This is a genomic window from Klebsiella sp. CN_Kp075, assembly GCF_040065055.2.
GTDB lineage: Bacteria > Pseudomonadota > Gammaproteobacteria > Enterobacterales > Enterobacteriaceae > Klebsiella > Klebsiella aerogenes.
Window position 1 is genome coordinate 3,470,353 of record NZ_CM198050.1, and the last position, 18,480, is coordinate 3,488,832.

At 49.8% G+C, this 18,480-nt stretch carries 21 protein-coding genes and 1 tRNA gene; 12 read left to right on the forward strand and 10 right to left on the reverse strand.

The features are described 5' to 3' along the window. Nucleotides 1–17: 17 nt before the first annotated feature. A complete protein-coding gene (locus ABLV78_RS16685) occupies nt 18–572 on the reverse strand; it encodes a toxin YdaT family protein (RefSeq protein WP_348865284.1) in 555 nt (184 codons plus the stop codon). A gap of 2 nt (nt 573–574) precedes the next feature. Beyond that, nucleotides 575–790: a transcriptional regulator gene (locus ABLV78_RS16690; protein WP_012542199.1), complete on the reverse strand. Its 216-nt coding sequence runs from the start codon at nt 788–790 to the stop codon at nt 575–577. A 101-nt stretch (nt 791–891) separates the two neighbouring features. Here ABLV78_RS16690 and ABLV78_RS16695 point away from each other — a divergent pair, with 101 nt between their 5' ends. The 6 genes from ABLV78_RS16695 (at nt 892) to ABLV78_RS16720 (ending at nt 6,164) form a co-directional block, all read left to right on the forward strand. Beyond that, the gene (locus tag ABLV78_RS16695; protein ID WP_012542200.1) at nt 892–1,281 is read left to right on the forward strand and encodes a helix-turn-helix domain-containing protein; all 390 of its coding nucleotides are present in this window, start codon (nt 892–894) and stop codon (nt 1,279–1,281) included. Nucleotides 1,282–1,581: 300 nt separating this feature from the next. Next, the gene (locus ABLV78_RS16700; RefSeq protein ID WP_257850952.1) at nt 1,582–1,704 is read left to right on the forward strand and encodes a hypothetical protein; all 123 of its coding nucleotides are present in this window, start codon (nt 1,582–1,584) and stop codon (nt 1,702–1,704) included. 308 nt (nt 1,705–2,012) lie between these two features. Next, on the forward strand, nt 2,013–2,207 hold the full coding sequence (locus ABLV78_RS16705; protein WP_032705620.1) for a DUF1482 family protein: 195 nt from the start codon (nt 2,013–2,015) through the stop codon (nt 2,205–2,207). A gap of 194 nt (nt 2,208–2,401) precedes the next feature. After that, nucleotides 2,402–4,849 carry a 3'-5' exonuclease gene (locus tag ABLV78_RS16710; RefSeq protein ID WP_348865285.1) on the forward strand — a complete coding sequence of 816 codons (2,448 nt, stop codon included), beginning with the start codon at nt 2,402–2,404 and terminating at the stop codon, nt 4,847–4,849. A gap of 69 nt (nt 4,850–4,918) precedes the next feature. Next, nucleotides 4,919–5,152, forward strand: coding sequence for a DUF4224 domain-containing protein (locus ABLV78_RS16715; protein ID WP_071609812.1), 234 nt, complete (start codon nt 4,919–4,921; stop codon nt 5,150–5,152). Further along, nucleotides 5,136–6,164, forward strand: coding sequence for a tyrosine-type recombinase/integrase (locus ABLV78_RS16720; RefSeq protein WP_049052264.1), 1,029 nt, complete (start codon nt 5,136–5,138; stop codon nt 6,162–6,164). Before ABLV78_RS16715 ends, ABLV78_RS16720 begins: the two co-directional genes overlap by 17 nt. Before the next feature lie 674 nt (nt 6,165–6,838). On the opposite strand, the gene ABLV78_RS16725 is transcribed toward ABLV78_RS16720, so the two are convergent. The 3 genes from ABLV78_RS16725 to ABLV78_RS16735 form a co-directional block, all read right to left on the reverse strand. Further along, on the reverse strand, nt 6,839–7,702 hold the full coding sequence (locus ABLV78_RS16725) for an RlpA-like double-psi beta-barrel domain-containing protein (protein WP_130945907.1): 864 nt from the start codon (nt 7,700–7,702) through the stop codon (nt 6,839–6,841). Nucleotides 7,703–7,713: 11 nt separating this feature from the next. Then, the gene (locus ABLV78_RS16730) at nt 7,714–8,520 is read right to left on the reverse strand and encodes a hypothetical protein (protein ID WP_130942411.1); all 807 of its coding nucleotides are present in this window, start codon (nt 8,518–8,520) and stop codon (nt 7,714–7,716) included. A gap of 661 nt (nt 8,521–9,181) precedes the next feature. Beyond that, nucleotides 9,182–9,307, reverse strand: coding sequence for a hypothetical protein (locus ABLV78_RS16735; protein WP_259678439.1), 126 nt, complete (start codon nt 9,305–9,307; stop codon nt 9,182–9,184). A 28-nt stretch (nt 9,308–9,335) separates the two neighbouring features. On the opposite strand from ABLV78_RS16735, the gene ABLV78_RS16740 reads away from it, so the two are divergent. After that, nucleotides 9,336–9,581, forward strand: a complete 246-nt coding sequence (locus ABLV78_RS16740) for a site-specific integrase (protein ID WP_080941167.1) — start codon at nt 9,336–9,338, stop codon at nt 9,579–9,581. 425 nt (nt 9,582–10,006) lie between these two features. On the opposite strand, the gene ABLV78_RS16745 is transcribed toward ABLV78_RS16740, so the two are convergent. Then, a tRNA-Ser gene (locus ABLV78_RS16745) sits at nt 10,007–10,094 on the reverse strand. A gap of 143 nt (nt 10,095–10,237) precedes the next feature. Continuing rightward, on the reverse strand, nt 10,238–11,866 hold the full coding sequence (locus ABLV78_RS16750; RefSeq protein ID WP_047045655.1) for an ABC transporter substrate-binding protein: 1,629 nt from the start codon (nt 11,864–11,866) through the stop codon (nt 10,238–10,240). 265 nt (nt 11,867–12,131) lie between these two features. On the opposite strand from ABLV78_RS16750, the gene yccA reads away from it, so the two are divergent. Both yccA and tusE read left to right on the forward strand, forming a co-directional pair. Continuing rightward, the gene (yccA, locus tag ABLV78_RS16755; RefSeq protein WP_015704916.1) at nt 12,132–12,791 is read left to right on the forward strand and encodes an FtsH protease modulator YccA; all 660 of its coding nucleotides are present in this window, start codon (nt 12,132–12,134) and stop codon (nt 12,789–12,791) included. Between the two features lie 87 nt (nt 12,792–12,878). Continuing rightward, the gene (tusE, locus tag ABLV78_RS16760; protein WP_045360166.1) at nt 12,879–13,208 is read left to right on the forward strand and encodes a sulfurtransferase TusE; all 330 of its coding nucleotides are present in this window, start codon (nt 12,879–12,881) and stop codon (nt 13,206–13,208) included. On the opposite strand, the gene yccX is transcribed toward tusE, so the two are convergent. After that, the gene (yccX, locus tag ABLV78_RS16765) at nt 13,205–13,486 is read right to left on the reverse strand and encodes an acylphosphatase (RefSeq protein ID WP_015704915.1); all 282 of its coding nucleotides are present in this window, start codon (nt 13,484–13,486) and stop codon (nt 13,205–13,207) included. The genes tusE and yccX overlap by 4 nt on opposite strands. Nucleotides 13,487–13,667: 181 nt before the next feature. Here yccX and rlmI point away from each other — a divergent pair, with 181 nt between their 5' ends. Both rlmI and hspQ read left to right on the forward strand, forming a co-directional pair. Further along, complete coding sequence (gene rlmI / locus ABLV78_RS16770; RefSeq protein ID WP_015367414.1) at nt 13,668–14,870, forward strand: 23S rRNA (cytosine(1962)-C(5))-methyltransferase RlmI; 1,203 nt, start codon at nt 13,668–13,670, stop codon at nt 14,868–14,870. Nucleotides 14,871–14,968: 98 nt separating this feature from the next. Further along, nucleotides 14,969–15,286, forward strand: coding sequence for a heat shock protein HspQ (hspQ, locus tag ABLV78_RS16775; RefSeq protein ID WP_015367415.1), 318 nt, complete (start codon nt 14,969–14,971; stop codon nt 15,284–15,286). A 56-nt stretch (nt 15,287–15,342) separates the two neighbouring features. Here hspQ and ABLV78_RS16780 read toward each other — a convergent pair whose 3' ends face one another. Continuing rightward, a complete protein-coding gene (locus tag ABLV78_RS16780; protein ID WP_032714178.1) occupies nt 15,343–15,756 on the reverse strand; it encodes a CoA-binding protein in 414 nt (137 codons plus the stop codon). Nucleotides 15,757–15,913: 157 nt separating this feature from the next. Here ABLV78_RS16780 and mgsA point away from each other — a divergent pair, with 157 nt between their 5' ends. Continuing rightward, on the forward strand, nt 15,914–16,372 hold the full coding sequence (mgsA, locus tag ABLV78_RS16785) for a methylglyoxal synthase (protein WP_047045649.1): 459 nt from the start codon (nt 15,914–15,916) through the stop codon (nt 16,370–16,372). 30 nt (nt 16,373–16,402) lie between these two features. Here mgsA and helD read toward each other — a convergent pair whose 3' ends face one another. Beyond that, nucleotides 16,403–18,457: a DNA helicase IV gene (helD, locus tag ABLV78_RS16790; protein ID WP_047045647.1), complete on the reverse strand. Its 2,055-nt coding sequence runs from the start codon at nt 18,455–18,457 to the stop codon at nt 16,403–16,405. Nucleotides 18,458–18,480 lie beyond the last annotated feature (23 nt).

Consider the following 18,480-nt stretch of genomic DNA (forward strand, 5'->3'; position numbering starts at 1 on the left):
TCATTGTCAAAACTCGATTAGAAAAACTGCGGCGCTACGGCGCTGATACTCGCCAGTAGTGGTCCCGCCGCATCTGCAGGGAGCATGTTAAAAAGTGCAATTGCAGCTTCCCGTATTTCACGCTCTAGCTTCTGCAGAGGTGCGCCAAGTAACTTGGCCTGGTGCGCTTCGCTGCATTCTTTGATTGCATTGGCCACCAGCTCGGTTTCAGTTAAGCCACGTTTTAGGCCATGTTTGCGCGCGATCTCTATCGGCATTGCATCAGCGATCGCCGCCGAAAGCTGGATGACATAACTGGTGTACTTCTCTGAACCGCCCTCGTTTTTCAGGTAGCGATACAGATTTTGTTTATTGACGCTGATATCGCGCCCGTTTTGTTTCTCCCACTGTTCGGCCACCAGCTGCGCGACGTGGTCTTGCGCACGCCCAGGTAATGAGGACTCCCATTCCTGAACGGCGGCCAAAATGGCTCGGCATTTCTTGCCGTCACGCCGACGGGGCAAATACTGATTTTCCGTTTTCAGTTGCATACTCATCACCGGAGTATGATTTTCAAAAGAGATGGTTTGCATGGTCACTCCTTAGGTATTCCATCCGTTGGATTCGGATATAGATCAGGACGTAATTCATGAGGCGTAACGCCCGTTGCATTAAAAACCTGTAAAACTCGCGATGAAGGCACAATACCTTTTGTTTTCCACTGACTTACTGCCATGCCGCTTACTCCAAGCGTTGATGCTAATTTATTGGCTGAGCCAGCTACTCGAATTGCGTTATCAAGGGCTGTCATATCTATCTCCTCGTTAAGTTAGGCATAATAAAGCATAGGTTTATATTCAATGCAAATTTTTAATTTATTGTGGCTATAAACTAAACCTTTACAATGGGCTTATGAAAAACACTGAAGAACTCAACAACCAACTGATTGCTCGTTTGGAAGAAATTACTCAAAGAGGGATCAGCAAGGCGGATATGGCTCGCATTGCTGGAGTTACACCTCAAGCGGTGAATGGGTGGTTTAAGAAAGGAGTAATCAGTAAAAAGTCCGCAATTGCCCTCGCGGAAGCTGCCAATGTGTCTGTAACTTGGTTGCTTGGAGAGAAGGTATCTGAAGATTCAGGCCTCAAGCCAAATGAGAGCAAAATGTTACGCCTGTTTAGGCAGTTACCTGAGGCAGAACAAGAGAGAATGATCGATACTTTTGAAGTCCGCCTAAAAGAAATCGATGATTATGTTGAGAAATATCTTCGTGGTCGATTTAAGGCTAGCGACACTAACTAACATCTCTGATCTCACCCCATGAAACCGGCAAATGCCGGTTTTTTTTTGCCTGCCGCACAGCCTCAATCAATCCAACAGCTCCCCTGTCTCGATTAAAGCAAAAGTTTGCATCAGTGTAAATCCAATGTTGACATCAAACATAAACCAATGCTTTAATCATTCCATCGCAGCAAGTCATCGAGGCAGGAAGCCCACGTAGTAGCTGCCGGCGGCATACGAAACACCGGATGAGATGACAGCAATAACACTCGCAGCAGGTTTCAACGTTCGGCGACCCGGCCTTAAGGGAAGGAAACAGTGATGGAAAAGGAATATGAAGCATATTTTGAAAGCCTGTCAGAAGGCGACGAAGTTTTAAGTTTTGCAGAGTTCAAAGAGGCGCTTTCAGTTAAGCGAATTGATACGACTGCACCAGAGTTCTAATCGCAAATTTTGCTTTGCACCACGGTGAATGCGGCTAAGCGCACGCGACACAGTTAAAAGGTAAACATGGGCGGTTTCCATGTTGCGGGAAAAAGCAGGTCGGCAGCAGTTGTTAACTGGCTGCAGTCACCGGGAGGCACCCGGCGCCGTGCTGCAAAGCCCCTATCCATCAATAAACGGGAGATGAATATGACAGATTTTGCCCGAGTACCGACTGGCCACCAGGCAACACGACTGAACTGGTTTGAAGCAAGGCTACGTCAGCTTTGCTACCTGTTAGCCCAGAAAGGGAACCCTGAGGCTAAAGCATGAATACGCTGTTTGCCCTTGTCATCAGCGTGTGCGCCCTGACCGGCGAGTGCTCTGATGTCCTGATAGGCGTGTATCCATCTGAGACCAGTTGTAACAGCGATGCTGAGGCCCAGAAGGTAAAAGGTACATGCCAGCCATACAAAAAGGCATTGAAGACGGCTGACGACCAACAGCCTGCAGTAAGTTTCTGATTCGGGTTTTGAGAATGACTACTGAACACCACCAGCCTGAAAAAGGCCCATAAAGCACAAAACCCGCGCAAGGCGGGTTAAGTACCCCGGTTAGCCGACCAAAGCTTTCCGGATTCGAGTTTTGACAATGACCACTACCCAGAGGGAGCTTTCACAGTCCCGGGTATCTTACAGCCTTAAGGAACCCAAACGCAATGAACAACTACGCGTATCTCATTAAAGCAAAGGCAAAAGCCACCGAAGCGAAAAACCTCTTCTGTTGGTTTTCTGCTAAATCAGATTCCCGCGCCGAACGTCGTATCCTGGACATTCTGGAAGACGCTGAGATTAATGTTGGCCGTGGCGCCAACCACCAGCTCCCTATCCGCACTAACTGGCTCATCGTGGATGATCTACCAGAAGAAGGTGTGCTGGATGACACCTGGTGTGATCGCTACGAACTTGGCGAGGATGGATTGAGCTGGCAAAAAATTGCTGCTCCAGCCCCTGCAGAGCCAGAAGTAAGCAATGAACCGGCAGCTAATCCCCCTGCCAGCAAGAATGATGAAGAGGACTATTCAAACAATGAAGATGCCCTGTTCAAGCTGGCCGAAATGCCATTCCGCACACAGCTGCTGGCTCAGTACATGGCCGACGAACGCCATGTGTATCACATTAGCATTCCACACCGGGACCGCCTTTACTTAATGGAAATGGATACAGAGAATCACGCTATACAGAATCTGATCCTGGCTGCTGAAAATGTACCGGAAATTAAGAAATACGATATTCCCGGTCTGTGGAAATTCACCAGTGCATTCAAAACCGTTTTCCCTGAAGGGAAACGCTATGAGCTTGGTAAGCAGGTTCAATTTGCCAAATTATGGTTTGAGACGGCGCACATTGACCGCGGGATCCTGACTAAAGAGTGGGCAGCAGGTAATAGTATTTCAGCCGTAAATCGCACTCCCTCTGGCGCGAATGCCGGCGGCGGTAACGCAACAGATCGCCTGACTCCGTTAACGCCCCTCGGCCTTGAATTCGAGATCTGCCTGGGATTGATAGCCCGTACCCAGGAGTTCGACATCTACAGCCCACCGCTGGACGTCGATATTAAGGCAAACAGCATGATGAATAAGATGGAAAACGCTGAGTTCCTAGCAACTCGCGAGCTTTTCATGTCCATGCCTGGTGGTCGCGATTACTCACGGGCCTGTAATGTCGCGACGGTTAAAACAACGCCAGAGGGTTTGTGGAAAGATCCGGTGAAACATCGCGAATATCTGAACCGTGTCATGACTGAAGCCGACCACGCTCACCCGGACGAGCTTATTGTTGATATCGCCTGCGGCCGTTCCTCGATGCCTATGCCAATGCGTAAAGTTGAAGAGCCTGACAATAGTGATGCAGATAAGATGACCGGCGCGAATGATCAGGCCGATGATACGCCGGCGCGCGAACTTGAAATTAGGCCTCAATTAGAACTGGCTATTTCCGGTAAAACTGCAGTAATGGATCTGTCAGAAGCATGTGAACTGCTTAACCTTTTAGAAATCGAACGGGATAATTTTATCAAATCCCTTTCATTCGACCTTTATTTTATGGAGGTAGGTGGTCTCTCCATTTCAGATGACGAAATTCATCACCTCACATTACAGGCACTGCATAAGTGGATTAAGGTTCCGGCCAGACGTGTGCGAATGCTTGAAGAAGCACTGGCGAACATCCGCACATCAAACGCAATGCCTGAAAACCCGGAGCAAGGTGATCTGCAGGACAAAACAAATCAGATATTAGCCGCTAACCGTGGTGAATATATCGAAGGCATCAGCGATCCTAACGACGGCAAATGGGTTACAGAAGATCTAACCAGAACTAATTCTACCGCAGAGGCCACCAGCGATGTGCCGATGGAAGAGAATTTCGGTAATGAAATCGAAGTTGTTAATGAAATTTCTGAAAGCGAAACAGCAGCTGAGACAGGTACAAGTAATTCTGACATTGGTAGCGAAACAACTACCGTAAATATTGAATCCGGTCATCATAATGATGTTGAAGAATTACCAGCAGATAATGTTCACGTCATGGTTGACCTTGAAACCATGGGGAATAAACAAGACGCCCCTATCGTCGCTATCGGCGCTGTCGTATTTGATCCGGCAACAGGCTCAATCGGAGAAAGTTTCTACAAAGTCGTAAGCCTGGAATCCTCAGTGAATTGGGGCGCCAAAATGGATCCATCAACCGTCATCTGGTGGCTTAAGCAGTCCTCTGAAGCGCGCTCGGCAATCGTGAATGATGATGCTATCCCGCTACATGATGCCCTGCTCCAGTTCGGTGAATTCATTTTTGAAAATATCCCGGGCGGTCGCAAAAAAGCACAGGTCTGGGGAAATGGCGCATCTTTCGATAATTGTATTCTGCGTTCTTCATTTGATTTCATCGCTGAAGAATACCCATGGGAATACTGGAATGATCGCGATGTTCGAACAATTGTAGAGCTCGGTAAAGCAATTGGAATCGACCCGAAGAAAACCATCCCATTTGAGGGAGAACGGCACAACGCCCTTGCCGATGCTATACACCAGACACGGTATGTTTCTGCAATCTGGCAGCGTCTCATTGAGGGTAATAGAGTGCTGCAAAAACTGACTCAAAACTGATTTTTTATTTTCAGAATTACGCCCACCAGCCAGTTATCTTTTACTGGCTGGCTATCTGAGGTGATAGCTATGTACGAACTCACACTGTCACCAGTGGAAATTGCTGAAATTACTGGATACAGACGGTACACAGAACAGCAGCGTCAACTTCGATGTCACGGCATTCCGTTTACTACGGATCGAAGAAATCGCCCAATTGTCCTGCGTAGAAGTCTGGCACCTAATATTACTGAATTGCCAAAGGTTGACGAGTATGTTGCAACAGAACCCAACTTTGACGCCATCTATGGGAAGACCACGTAAAGATCCGAAGGATATACAACTTCCGCCTCGGGTCACAAAAAATAAATATAGCTATGTCTGGAAACCAAAAGGTACAAAGAAAAGTATTAGTTTGGGGAAGATACGCGAAACAAGTATGTCAAAACTCTGGGCCAATTACGAAAAAGCAAAAGCTGAGCGCCATGACGTAATGACATTTGCCAAGCTATGGGGAATGTTCCTCGACAGCCCGACATTCACTGAGCTGGCGACTCGTACCCAGAGTGATTATCGCCAACACCAGAAGAAGCTACTGGCGGTATTCGGCAAGATGAAAGCAGACGACATTAAAATTGAGCAGGTTCGTATTTATATGGATAAGCGCGGCGTTTCCAGTAAGAACCAGGCAAATCAGGAAGTATCCAGCATGTCGCGGGTTTTTGGTTGGGGCTTTGAACGTGGCTATGTGAAGGGAAATCCCTGTCGCGGGATCCGTAAGTTCACTCTCGCAGATCGTGACGTTTATATTCCAGATGAAGATTATCTGGCTGTTTACGAATGCGCACGAATAGAAGTAAAAGTTGCGATGGAAATATCTTATCTCTGTGCAGCCCGCGAAGGCGACGTTTTTGATTTGATAGTTTCCGAGCTAATGGAAGATGGGATTTTTATTGAGCAAAACAAGACGGGTAAAAAACAGATCAAGAAATGGACACCCCGTCTACGTGCGGCGATTGATTTGGCTAAAAAACATCTTATCGGAAAATCAGCAGCCGGTTATGTAATCCCTTCACCATCAGGTGGACGGATGAATAAAAAAACATTCAATACATGGTGGAATAACGCGAAAAAGCAAGCCGCGGTGAAACTGGGTCGACCTGTTCCGGGTACGTTCCACGATATTAAAGCCAAGGCGATTTCAGACTATGAAGGTAGTAGCAAAGAGAAGCAGATGTTTAGTGGACACAAAACAGAAAGCCAGGTTGTGACGTATGATCGTAAGGTCAAAATATCGCCGACGCTGGACGTTCCGATGATGAGCAAGGAGAAGTGAAAGCGGCAGTTGGGCAGCAAAATATACCAAGTGAATATACCAACACTATACCAACAGCCCAAAGCAACAAGGGGCTACCTTTCGGTAACCCCTTGTTTAATTTGGCGGAAGCGTAGAGATTCGAACTCTAGAACCCTTTCGGGTCGCCGGTTTTCAAGACCGGAGAAATATAATTTAAAATCAATGAATTAGTGTAAATCACTGGTATATTTAGACATTATCACGCCCATATTTTTCAGTAAGTTATCCACTTCTCTGCAGATAGTATACCTCTGTCATTTTCGGGGCTGAATACGGCGCGTTTTGCCCCAAAATCTGCCCCCAAATACCCGGTATCGAAGACTATCCCCACCCGGTAACCCCTGCACACGGTTACTGGGTGATAGCATGCCATTTAATGACATTATTTGTTGTATCTTAGATCTGACCTGACACTCTTAAGCCACAGAGCCAAACATAATCTGAAAGTCCGCTCCGTGCCAGAAGCGGAAGTAGCTAACTACATTTTTTTGGATCTACGGGGTGCAGTTCACAGAATTCCCCGACCGGCTTATCGCAACGATAGCTAGCCACGGTTGCCGCCACCAGGCAGAGCCTGGCGGCGCCTTCTGCAATAGCCGGAAACTTTTGACTACGCCTAAAAGCACAGATTGCAGCGCATGTTATACCCGCAACTACCTGTAGCTGGATTTTAAGTGCATTCGTAGCAGTTTTTCTTTGATTGCGGGGTCAGTGATAACCACGGCTGTAAACATATAATGATGATCGTCATCACTGCTTGTAAACGGAGGAAGGCAATTTTTTTGGAAACCACAAAAGGTGTCAGCATGGATATCTTTAACTTTTCCACCAACATCTCCGACAAAGAAATATCCGTCATGCTTGAATTTCCTGCCAGTGTAGGGATCTGTGATCATGTTGTTAGTCACATCATTAATATAAAGTACGTCTCCTGCCTTTAATTTTAAACCTGAATTATCATTAACCTTTACAGCCATAGTCCGGTACGGAACCAAAAAGTAATTGTTAATTCCTAAGCCAAACGGTGCGTTGGTTTTTACATGATAACTTAACCCATAGGCAGACAGATCATGAGTATGGGTTTCATATTCCACATCACAGTCGATATAATAAGGAGGTTTTTTCTTAAATACTCCTGCATGCGTGAGCCTGATTTCCTCCCCATGAAATGTTGTTTTGACAGAACCTTCCTGAGCACCCAGGCACCAGCTACGCTTACTGACATTATCCGATATCGGGATACCATCTTTATCCCGGAATGGGACGCCGTTTTTATCCTCGACGGGTTGCGTGGTATAAAAGTTAGTCGACCATAGCTTTATTTTTCTCCCGGTCGAACTGTCGGGGGGAGGCGGGATATCAAAAGTGTCCTGAAAATCAGGTGTCAGTATGCGATATTCCTGATTGATAATTTGTGCAGGTTGCATACAGGAACTGACGAGCGCTCCCCCTCCCAGCGACAGAAATGTGCGCCAAGTAAGCCTTGCAATTTTAAAGTTCTGGATACTATTTATCATATTGATATTCCTCATTTTCCATCACCTTTACTTTGAGCACTATTTCCGCCTGCCGGTTTGGTTACCTGATATGCAACTACCGGCGCAGTGGCAGGCGTTGCTTTACACATTTTTATGTTGGTACGGATAAGCTCAGCGAGAGCTATTGCTGAATTTTTATCGGCGGCCGAAAAAGACATTAAGCTACTCTGCGCCGCCTTTTGCTGATTTAAGGTCTCAGCAATCTCTGTGACATCGGGTGCAACCAGACTGACGGCGGCCTGCTCCGACTGGAGTTCAAACTCCAGATCAGACATTACACTGTTTAAATATGGTTGTATCAGCCCACTTACTGAAGGATTGGGGTCGGTACTTATTGCAATATCCATTTGGTCGGATGTTATATCCATCATGGAGCGATATATACAGTTTAATTTTTTCCGGGTAGAGCGATAATTCAGAAGTTGAATATCATAATTATATCGCTGGCTTGCGGCACCACCTACCACAGAAGTTCCACCGGCATAAAGTGCCGTGGTCAGTGCTCCACTCGCAGCCGCAATCACTGATGTCACAGCACCAGCGGCACTGGTATCACTTAGAAGATATTTTTGCGTGGCTAGTTGCTGTTCTTTTTCTCGTAATTGCATTTCATATCTTTTAACTTCAGTAGCCATTTTTTCATAATCATTTTTAGCTGTGTTTATGCATTGAGAAGCCGTTTTTTTATTACTGCAATCTAATGAACTGACGTAATTCATCTCAGGAATAGCATTAGGGTAAGGCGAGGTGCAGGAAACAGATGTCAGGCAGACAAAAGCAACGATTGTTCTCATCATTTATCCTCATACGGATAAAACACCACTGCTTGATTTAGAGTGATTTTAGTACAGATTTTACCCCCTATGTTCTATTAATCTGCTCCCCCGTGTTTCACATACGCTGTTAGCAATGTCTGCTCCTCCACTGTGAGTTCAACGGGTCGATGCAAAGGTCATTGATACTCGAATGAGACCCCAGTCATAGCTTTTAAGAACCGGCAAAGGTCATCACCAGCATCCTCAATCGTATGAAAACGAACAGAGTCTACACACCCGGATTTACTCTTATTAAGACAGGCAATGAATGGCGGTGTTGGGTCTTGTCCTGTAAGACTTCTAAATCGAGTAGCATCAACACGCCAGCGATACATTGCTCCATATCGTTGTACCCCCCTGATGCCTGTGCGGGTATTTTTCGTCGTTTTAATAGAAATTGGCATTCTGAGTTACCTTAGTTAAATGACCGTGAGATTGCATAGTCCTTATAAAGCTGACCAGATCAGTTTATAGCAACCGGCTGAATGCGAAAGGAATCCCCACTGCTTAACTAACCGTCATTTTTGGCTGCTGTGATTTATGGTCACTGCCAACGTCCGCTCCTCGCTCAAAGCGGACTGTCAGATTTGATTGCATTCTGCATGCACAAATTGTCAGTTGGGGTCTGGACAAATAAACACGATTACTGGATTTCTAATGCAGATAATTTCTCCTCCAGTTCGTCTACTCGCTTAATCAGCACCTTTACCGCTGCCAGCGAGTCCATCATGATTACGTTGTTATCCAGCTGCAGGCGATCGTCGTTCACCCTCTCACCGTTGCGCATGTATGGGCGGATGAATAAAAAAACATTCAATACATGGTGGAATAATGCGAAAAAGCAAGCCGCGGTGAAACTGGGTCGCCCTGTTCCGGGTACGTTCCACGATATTAAAGCCAAAGCAATTTCAGTCTATGAAGGTAGTAGCAAAGAGAAGCAGATGTTTAGTGGACACAAAACAGAAAGCCAGGTAGTAACTTACGATAGGATAGTGAAGCTATCACCGACTTTAGACGTCCCACCATTAGATAAGGAAGATTAAAAAGTAACGTAATGCAAAGAAACTCAATCCCACTGACATGGGGAATGCAAATTTTGGCTTTAGGTTAGCGGGGTTGCACCGCTGACTGAGTTGACCACTAGCCCCATGATAGCGGTTGATACTGTGTCAAAAAATGATAAAACCATGATATGTAGATTTTTATTCATATGCTTCTCCTTTTCCTCGATGTTTGTTAGCGCAAGATTGTTTTTGATGCAATAAAACACGTATAAAACGGTGAGGACGAGTAGCCAAAAAAGACAGGTAGGTACGCTGCCAACTAACCCTAGCTGCGCTAGCCTAAAGCCAAAAAATTTAACAAAAAAAGCAACCGGCAAGTGAAAATAGACCAAGTGAATATACCAACACTATACCAACAGCCCAAAGCAACAAGGGGCTACCTTTCGGTAACCCCTTGTTTAATTTGGCGGAAGCGTAGAGATTCGAACTCTAGAACCCTTTCGGGTCGCCGGTTTTCAAGACCGGTGCCTTCAACCGCTCGGCCACGCTTCCGGTATGGGGCGCACTATAAACACCTCTGCCGATGCTGTAAAGCATCATTTTGTTCAACTGCCTTAAAAACAAACAAATCTGCGTTATTCGTCTGAATTTCAGGCAGTTTGCGCAGAAATTCGGCGTTAAGAACGCCCTTTGACTCAATGTTTTATGATGTACATATCTTTGGTGTAGTAATAGCCCAGCTTATCCGGCTCGAACCCGCCGACCCACGGCTTCACTAAATGGGTACGCACATAGTGATAAACAGGAATCGCGGGCACATCCTCAGCCAACAGATCCTCCGCTTGCTGATAGAATTTGCCTCGCGCGGCGGTATCCGCCGCCTTCGCCGCATCATGCAGCGCTTTATCATAGGCCGGGTTACTGTATTGGCTGGTGTTTTCGCTATCGCCGGTGCGGAAGTTATTCAGGAATGACGCCGCATCGTCATAATCGGCGATCCAGGCATAACGCACGGCATCAAAATTATGCGTATGCATGGTATCCAGCATCGTCTTCCACTCCTGGTTCTGCAGCTTCGCCTCTACGCCGAGATTTTTCTTCCACATTGAACTGGCGGCGATGGCAATGCGCTGGTGCGTCTCCGAGGTGTTATAAAGCAGGTTAAAGACTAAAGGATGACTTTCGTTAAAGCCCGCCTCGTTAAGCAGTTTTTTTGCCTCGGCAATGCGTTTGTCGCGCGGCCAGCTGGCGTAATCCGGTTGTTTCAGCGTGACGCCGCCAATATCGGGCTGGCTAATTAGCCATGCCGGACGCTGTCCCTGCCCCATCACCTTATCGGCGATGATATCTTTATCCAGCCCCATGTTGAGCGCCCGGCGCACTCTGGGGTCATTAAAGGGCGGTTTAGTGGTATTGAGTTCGTAATAGTAGGTCGCCAGCTGCGGAGAAACATTCAGCTGCGAGCCCATCGTTTTCTTGAGTAACGCAAACTGGTTCACCGGCACCGTATAAACAATATCTATCTCACCGGCTTTATAACGATTCACATCCGCCGCTTCGGAGGTAATCGGCAGATAGGTCACTTTATTAATTACCGTATGTTCATTATCCCAGTACTTAGGGTTGCGTTGCGCCACGATGCGCTCGTTGACGACCCACTTCGAAAGCGTATAAGGGCCGCTGGTGACGATATGTTCCGGTTTAGTCCATTTGTCACCAAAGCGCTCCACCAGCACCTTATCAATAGGCACCAGCGACGGGTGAGCAAGCATTGCGAGGAAGGCGGCGTTAGGCTGATCCAACGTGATCTGCAGCGTGGTATCGTCCAGCGCTTTTACGCCGAGAGTTTCCGGCGACTGTTTCCCCTCCGAAATATCGCGGGCGTTAACGATATGCATATTACCCGGATAGCTGGCGTACGGCGAAGCGGTGGTCGGCGTGACCAGCCGCTGCCAGCTCCAGACGATATCCTGCGCGGTAATCGCTGTCCCATCGGACCAGGTGATGCCAGGACGCAGATGGAAAGTCCAGACGAGGTTATCTTTATTCTCCCACTTCAGCGCCAGCCGCGGCTGAATCTCACCCTGCGGTGAAACGTTCACCAACCCTTCGAACAGATCGCTGATGATATTAAACTCGACGTCGCTTTCGACCTTATGCGGGTCGAGCGAAGCGGGTTCATTACCGTTGTTCCTGACGAGATCCTGTTTTGCTGCAAGTTCGGTACCCTGCGGGACCTGGGCGGCCATTGCCGTGGCCGCGCTGCCGAGTAAACCCAGGACCAATAATGCGTGTGTGATGTGGTTATATTGTTTTCGTTTCATTTCCCTTGCCTTTATGCTTCGTTGATACCCCTTCCACACTTAGTCGCTGGCTGGCATTAAGGCAATATTTTTCAGTGACCTATAAGATTCAGATCTGCTTTCCGTCGTTGAACGCATAAACATACTGTCTTAATCTATTTTACCAGAATAAAACGCTACCCCACCGCCACCGGGATCTGAGTAAAGATGGGTAAAAGCATTATGGCTTTCGGCTCGCTTTTCTTATGCTTCATAACTAATTACATCTGTCATAAGAGAGTGACTCATGGATCGTATAATTACCTCATCGCGTGACCGTTCATCGCTGCTCAGCACGCACAAAGTTCTGCGTAACACCTATTTTCTGCTCAGCCTGACGCTGGCGTTTTCGGCGATCACCGCCACCGCCAGCACCGTGCTGATGCTGCCGTCTCCGGGGCTCATCCTCACCCTGGTGGGCATGTATGGTCTGATGTTCCTGACCTACAAACTGGCTAATAAACCAAGCGGTATTCTGGCGGCCTTCGCCTTTACCGGCTTCCTCGGCTACATCCTGGGGCCAATGCTGAACGCTTACCTGTCCGCAGGCATGGGCGATTTGATCGGTCTGGCGCTGGGCGGCACCGCGCTGGTCTTCTTCTGCTGCTCGGCTTACGTATTAACGACGCGCAAAGACATGTCTTTCCTCGGCGGCATGCTGATGGCGGGCGTGGTGGTCGTCCTGATTGGTATGGTGGCGAACATCTTCCTGCAGCTGCCGGCTCTGCACCTGGCCATCAGCGCGGTGTTCATCCTTATCTCTTCCGGCGCGATTTTGTTTGAAACCAGTAACATCATCCGCGGCGGCGAGACCAACTACATTCGCGCCACCGTTAGCCTGTATGTTTCGCTGTACAATATCTTCGTCAGCCTGCTGAGCATCCTCGGCTTCGCCAGCAGAGACTAACCTTCTCTCCTGCAACACCAGGCCTTGCTTATGCGGGGCCTTATTTTTTGCTACACTGCGCGCAGTTTCCGCATTATGTGAAAAATCATGTTTATCTTTGAAGGCAGTGAAATAGAGACCGATAGCGAAGGCTATCTGAAAGAAACGACTCAGTGGAGTGAAGCGATGGCGGAAGTTATCGCCGCTCAGGAAGGGATCACCCTGTCCGTCGAACACTGGGAAGTGGTGCGCTTCGTGCGCGATTTTTATCTGGAGTTCAACACTTCGCCAGCCATCCGTATGCTGGTCAAAGCAATGGCGAATAAATTCGGTGAAGAGAAAGGCAACAGCCGCTACCTGTATCGATTATTCCCCAAAGGCCCGGCTAAACAGGCGACTAAAATCGCCGGTCTGCCGAAGCCCGTAAAATGCATTTAATAGAGAATAGCGAATTTTTGCCACTCTCTGGTGGGTTGATGGGGCTCGGTTAATACCCTGTCGACCCTTGCGCTACGCGGCCCGCCGGCCTTAAGCCAGGCAATCAGTTTCTCCACCTGCTCCGCCTCCCCACAGGCCAGCACTTCCACGCTGCCATCATCCAGATTTCGCGCATAACCTGTAAGCCCCAGCTGCAGCGCTTCACGCTGCGTTGAATAGCGGAATCCCACGCCCTGAACGACTCCGTGAACCCATGCCATCGTGCATACCTTCGCCATATTACCCCCTCTACTACGCTATCCTGTTGCAGAGAATAGCAAATTCTCTCCAGCATACTCACTTTTGCCTGACGCTAAAACATCCGCCCGGCGGCGGCAGGAATGGTGCTTGCCCCAGCCAGTTATGCTAATCTACGCGCCATTTTTCGGTGCCGACGCTCCGTCGCTTAAAGGTAGCCCCATGACAGATTCCATTATCCCACGCTTAGTATTAGCCAAAGGACGCGAGAAATCCCTGCTGCGTCGCCATCCATGGATTTTCTCCGGCGCCGTCGCCCGGATGGAAGGTAAAGCTCGTTCCGGCGAGACGATTGATATCGTTGATTCCCAAGGGAAATGGCTCGCTCGCGGCGCCTATTCGCCCTCCTCGCAGATCCGCGCCCGTGTCTGGAGTTTCGATCGTCATGAAGCTATCGATAATGCTTTTTTCGAGCGTCGCCTGCAGCAGGCGCAAACCTGGCGCCAATGGCTGGCAGAGCGCGATGGTCTTGACAGCTATCGTTTAATCGCCGGGGAATCCGACGGCCTGCCTGGCGTAACGATCGATCGCTTTGGCGATTTCTTCGTCCTGCAGTTGTTGAGCGCCGGCGCCGAATATCAGCGTGCGGCCATTGTCAGCGCCCTGCAGACCCTGTTCCCGCAATGCTCTATTTACGATCGCAGCGATGTGGCGGTGCGTAAAAAAGAAGGGTTGGATCTGGCGCAGGGCCCGGTGGTAGGCGAACTGCCACCGGCGCTGCTGCCCATTACCGAGCACGGTATGCAGTTGCTGGTAGATATCCAGGGTGGCCATAAAACCGGCTACTATCTCGATCAGCGCGATAGCCGTCTGGCGACCCGCCGCTACGTCGCCGATAAGCGCGTCCTCAACTGCTTCTCTTATACCGGTGGATTCGCGGTTTCTGCGCTGATGGGCGGCTGCCGTCAGGTCACCAGCGTTGATACTTCACAGGAAGCGCTGGACGTCGCCCGGCAGAACGTTGAGCTCAATAAGCTGGATCTGTCCAAAGCCGAATTCGTGCGCGATGACGTATTCAAACTGCTGCGTAAATATCGCGATCAGGGGGAAAAATTCGATGTCATCGTCATGGATCCGCCAAAATTCGTCGAAAACAAAAGCCAACTGATGGGCGCCTGCCGCGGCTATAAAGACATCAACATGCTGGCGATCCAGCTGTTGAACCCCGGCGGCGTGCTGTTGACTTTCTCCTGTTCCGGCCTGATGACCACCGATTTATTTCAGAAAATCATCGCCGATGCCGCAATAGACGCCGGGCGTGATGTACAATTTATAGAGCAGTTCCGTCAGGCTGCCGATCACCCGGTGATCGCAACCTACCCGGAAGGACTGTATCTGAAAGGGTTTGCCTGTCGCGTCATGTAACTTGAAAAGCGGAACATCGCCCACACGTTATTCTCATGACTCAAGAACATTTGAAGATGATGGATACAGTGGGCGCCAGCGTTTCCCGGGAGGTGACTATGATTGCCAGCAAATTCGGTATCGGCCAACAGGTTCGCCATACGCTACTCGGCTACCTTGGCGTAATCGTTGATATCGATCCAGAGTATTCGCTTGACGAGCCCGCCGCGGATGAAATCGGCGCCAACGATGAACTGCGCGCGGCCCCCTGGTATCATGTTGTGATGGAAGATGAGGACGGCCAGCCGGTCCACACCTACCTCGCGGAAGCGCAGCTCAGTAGTGAAGCCAGCGATGAGCATCCCGAACAGCCATCGATGGACGAACTGGCGCAGACTATCCGTAAACAGCTGCAGGCGCCGCGGCTGCGGAACTGACTGGCCTTTGTTCCCGATGCTTTGTTAAAAACCCCGTTAACACGGGGTTTTTTATTTTACTTCGCTAGCCCAAGCCGCGGAATTTCAATCGCAGGGCAGCGGTCCATGACCACATTTAACCCCGCTTCACGCGCCATAACCGCTGCCTGTTCATTAATAACGCCAAGCTGCATCCACAACGTCTTCGCTCCGATGGCGACGGCCTCTTGCGCCACGCCCCACGCCGCTTCGGAATTGCGGAACACATCGACCATATCGACCTTTTCAGGTACCTCCGCCAGGGTGGCATAGCCTTGTTGACCGAGCAGCGTTTTGCCCGCCACCTTGGGCGAAACAGGAATGACATGATAGCCCTGTTCCAACAGATATCTCATTACCCGATAGCTCGGGCGATCGGGCTTGTCGCTGGCGCCTACCAGCGCAATCGTCCGCGTCGCGGTTAGAATGCCGGCAATATCGTTCTCTTTCATCATAATCCTCCTGCTCTTTAGCCCTAGTGTAAGCTAATACGGGTAAAGCAGCCATCCAGACTAACTCACAGATACAGCAAAAATTTTCTCCCCAACGCTTGCAGCATCAGTCACTTCCAGTAATCTGTCTGCAAGTTAATATAAGTGGAACCCCATTATGGAACTGACAACACGCACCTTGCCCGCACGCAAACATATCGCGCTGGTAGCACACGATCACTGCAAAGATCTGCTGATGAAATGGGTCGAACGTCACCAGGCGCTACTGGCTCAGCACCAGCTCTATGCAACCGGGACCACCGGCAACCTGGTCTCACGCGCCACCGGGCTGGAAGTGAAAGCGATGCTGAGCGGCCCGATGGGCGGCGACCAGCAGGTGGGCGCGCTGATTTCTGAAGGGAAAATTGATGTGCTGATCTTCTTCTGGGATCCGCTGAATGCGGTGCCCCACGATCCTGACGTCAAAGCGCTCCTGCGTCTGGCGACGGTATGGAATATCCCGGTTGCCACGAATGCCGCCACCGCTGACTTTATTATTCAGTCGCCGGATTTCAACCAGCCTATCGATATTCTCATCCCTGATTACCAGCGTTACCTTGCCGAGCGCCTGAAGTAATTCCCACGGCGGCCATACGGCCGCCGATGATCAGGGCTTTCGCGCCACCGGCACGCCCAACTCCTGCAAAACCTCAACAAACGGCGATGGTCGTTCTTTATTGAACAGCAGCCAGACCCGCAGGCGGGCGCGGGTTATCGCCACATACAGTAGCCTACGCTCTTCAGCATCAGGGAAATCTTCCGGCTGTGGGAGCAATGCCTGTTCCATCACCGACTCTCTTGCCGGCGCCGGGAAGGCGTCATCACCCTCCTGCAAGCCCAACACAATAACAAAGTCAGCCTGCTGGCCTTTGCTGGCATGAATTGTCATAAAATCTAGCTGCAGATGCGGCCAGCGGGTCGCGGCTTTTTCCAGCGCGGCGGGTTTCAGATGGTGATAGCGCGCCAGCAGCAAAATCCGCTGTTGCGGTTTAACGTAGCCGCTCAACTTGTCGAGCAGATCGTCGAGTTTATCGTCGGGCAGCAGGGTCACCGCTTTCTTATCGCCAGCGGTCAGACTATTCAGCGGTTTAGCCAACTGATGCGGGTTTTGCTGAATAAAACCGTTGGCGATTTCGCCGATACGACCATTAAATCGATAGGTGGTATCCAGCGCGCAACAGTCCCCTTCGCCAAAGTAGTGGTTAAATGCCGTGGTTAAAGAGAGCTGCGCGCCGCTAAAGCGATAGATAGCCTGCCAGTCGTCACCCACCGCAAATAACGTGGTCTGTTTATTTTGCCGGCGCAGCGCCGCCAGCAATTCAGCGCGCTGTGGAGAGATATCCTGAAATTCATCCACCAGAATATGTTTCCAGGGGCTCACAAAACGGCCTTTATCCAGTATGTTAACGGCCTGGTGAATAAGCCCGGAGAAATCAACGGCATTCTCCTCTTTCAACGCCGTTTTCCAGGCTTTCAGTAGCGGGGCCATCAGTTTCACACGCTTATTAAAGAGGTCGCGTACTTCTTCAGGCGCGCTGGCGATCATCTCCGCCTGCGAGCCGCCATGCATACGCATCAAACTAACCCAGCGGTCAAGACGGCCAGCCAGGCGACGCAGCAGCGCGCGATCCTGCCAGAAATCGCCTTCGTCAATCTGCCACTCCATCTCATCCATCAACCACTGACGCCAGCCTTTAGCCTGCGCTTTTTTCTCCTGACACTGCTGCTGCCAGGCCTTCAACAAAAGCTTTTGCCGGGCGGCGGTATCGTTTTCCAGCTTACTGATCGCCGGAACCTTCTTACTACCCTGCTGAATAATATGTAACGCCAGTGAATGAAAGGTCCGCGCAGCAATCTCGTCGGTTCCCAATCGCTCCTGAATACGTTCATCCATTTCCTGAGCAGCCTGACGGCCAAACGCCAGGAGCAGGATCTGATCGGCTGCCGCCTCGCCGCGATTTAACAACCACCCTGCACGGGCGACCAGCACCGAGGTTTTTCCGCTACCGGCGCCGGCAAGCACCAGCAACGAACGCTCGCCGTTAACCACCGCCCGCGCCTGCGCCGGGTTGAGCGGTGAAGACTCGACCTTATCGAAGAAAGCGCGATACTGTTCCAGCATGGCTTCGGTATAGGCTTGATTATGTGCCAGGCGAGCCTCGTCGATATCGCTAAGCCAGCATTGACACTGGCGCCACAGTTCGCGGCAGTTATCAAATTCATCCAGACGGCTCTCAGGGAAAGGTAGTCCGGTTAAGGCGCGGCGTATCTTCGCCTGAACATCGGCGACCTGCTGGCGGGTCAGCCACTTACCTTCGGCGCTGGCGCGTTCAATTTCACTTAACTGTTGGCGCAGTAATTGCGCGGCAATTTCACTCATCTCCGCGCTCCACTGCTGCCAGAGATTATTGAGATGATGATAGAAATGTTGCGTCTCAGCCCACTCGGTACCATGCAAACGCACAACTTTGCTTTCAGGCAGTGCGAACTCCAGCTCGCCCCACACCAGGCCACGCTTACATTGAACTGACAATAACTGATTGAAAGGTATAAGATACTCATGACGATCGCCGGAGACTTTAACCCCGGCATTCAGCAACTGCACCCGATCATAAGGATGCTGCGCCATGCGTTTGCCCAATGTTGTCGCTTTAAGTTCCATATATCGCCAAATTTCAATCAGTT

Bases quoted from the DNA above. Each gene is read 5' to 3' on its own strand.
- ABLV78_RS16715 (WP_071609812.1), top strand. From the start codon at position 4,919: ATGTACGAACTCACACTGTCACCAGTGGAAATTGCTGAAATTACTGGA.
- ABLV78_RS16700 (WP_257850952.1), top strand. From the start codon at position 1,582: ATGGAAAAGGAATATGAAGCATATTTTGAAAGCCTGTCAGAAGGCGAC.
- mgsA (WP_047045649.1), top strand. From the start codon at position 15,914: ATGGAACTGACAACACGCACCTTGCCCGCACGCAAACATATCGCGCTG.
- yccA (WP_015704916.1), top strand. From the start codon at position 12,132: ATGGATCGTATAATTACCTCATCGCGTGACCGTTCATCGCTGCTCAGC.
- ABLV78_RS16730 (WP_130942411.1), bottom strand. From the start codon at position 8,520: ATGATGAGAACAATCGTTGCTTTTGTCTGCCTGACATCTGTTTCCTGC.
- ABLV78_RS16750 (WP_047045655.1), bottom strand. From the start codon at position 11,866: ATGAAACGAAAACAATATAACCACATCACACACGCATTATTGGTCCTG.
- tusE (WP_045360166.1), top strand. From the start codon at position 12,879: ATGTTTATCTTTGAAGGCAGTGAAATAGAGACCGATAGCGAAGGCTAT.
- ABLV78_RS16740 (WP_080941167.1), top strand. From the start codon at position 9,336: ATGAATAAAAAAACATTCAATACATGGTGGAATAATGCGAAAAAGCAA.
- ABLV78_RS16725 (WP_130945907.1), bottom strand. From the start codon at position 7,702: ATGATAAATAGTATCCAGAACTTTAAAATTGCAAGGCTTACTTGGCGC.
- ABLV78_RS16780 (WP_032714178.1), bottom strand. From the start codon at position 15,756: ATGAAAGAGAACGATATTGCCGGCATTCTAACCGCGACGCGGACGATT.
- ABLV78_RS16710 (WP_348865285.1), top strand. From the start codon at position 2,402: ATGAACAACTACGCGTATCTCATTAAAGCAAAGGCAAAAGCCACCGAA.
- rlmI (WP_015367414.1), top strand. From the start codon at position 13,668: ATGACAGATTCCATTATCCCACGCTTAGTATTAGCCAAAGGACGCGAG.
- ABLV78_RS16705 (WP_032705620.1), top strand. From the start codon at position 2,013: ATGAATACGCTGTTTGCCCTTGTCATCAGCGTGTGCGCCCTGACCGGC.
- ABLV78_RS16720 (WP_049052264.1), top strand. From the start codon at position 5,136: ATGGGAAGACCACGTAAAGATCCGAAGGATATACAACTTCCGCCTCGG.
- ABLV78_RS16695 (WP_012542200.1), top strand. From the start codon at position 892: ATGAAAAACACTGAAGAACTCAACAACCAACTGATTGCTCGTTTGGAA.
- helD (WP_047045647.1), bottom strand. From the start codon at position 18,457: ATGGAACTTAAAGCGACAACATTGGGCAAACGCATGGCGCAGCATCCT.
- hspQ (WP_015367415.1), top strand. From the start codon at position 14,969: ATGATTGCCAGCAAATTCGGTATCGGCCAACAGGTTCGCCATACGCTA.
- ABLV78_RS16685 (WP_348865284.1), bottom strand. From the start codon at position 572: ATGCAAACCATCTCTTTTGAAAATCATACTCCGGTGATGAGTATGCAA.
- ABLV78_RS16690 (WP_012542199.1), bottom strand. From the start codon at position 790: ATGACAGCCCTTGATAACGCAATTCGAGTAGCTGGCTCAGCCAATAAA.
- yccX (WP_015704915.1), bottom strand. From the start codon at position 13,486: ATGGCGAAGGTATGCACGATGGCATGGGTTCACGGAGTCGTTCAGGGC.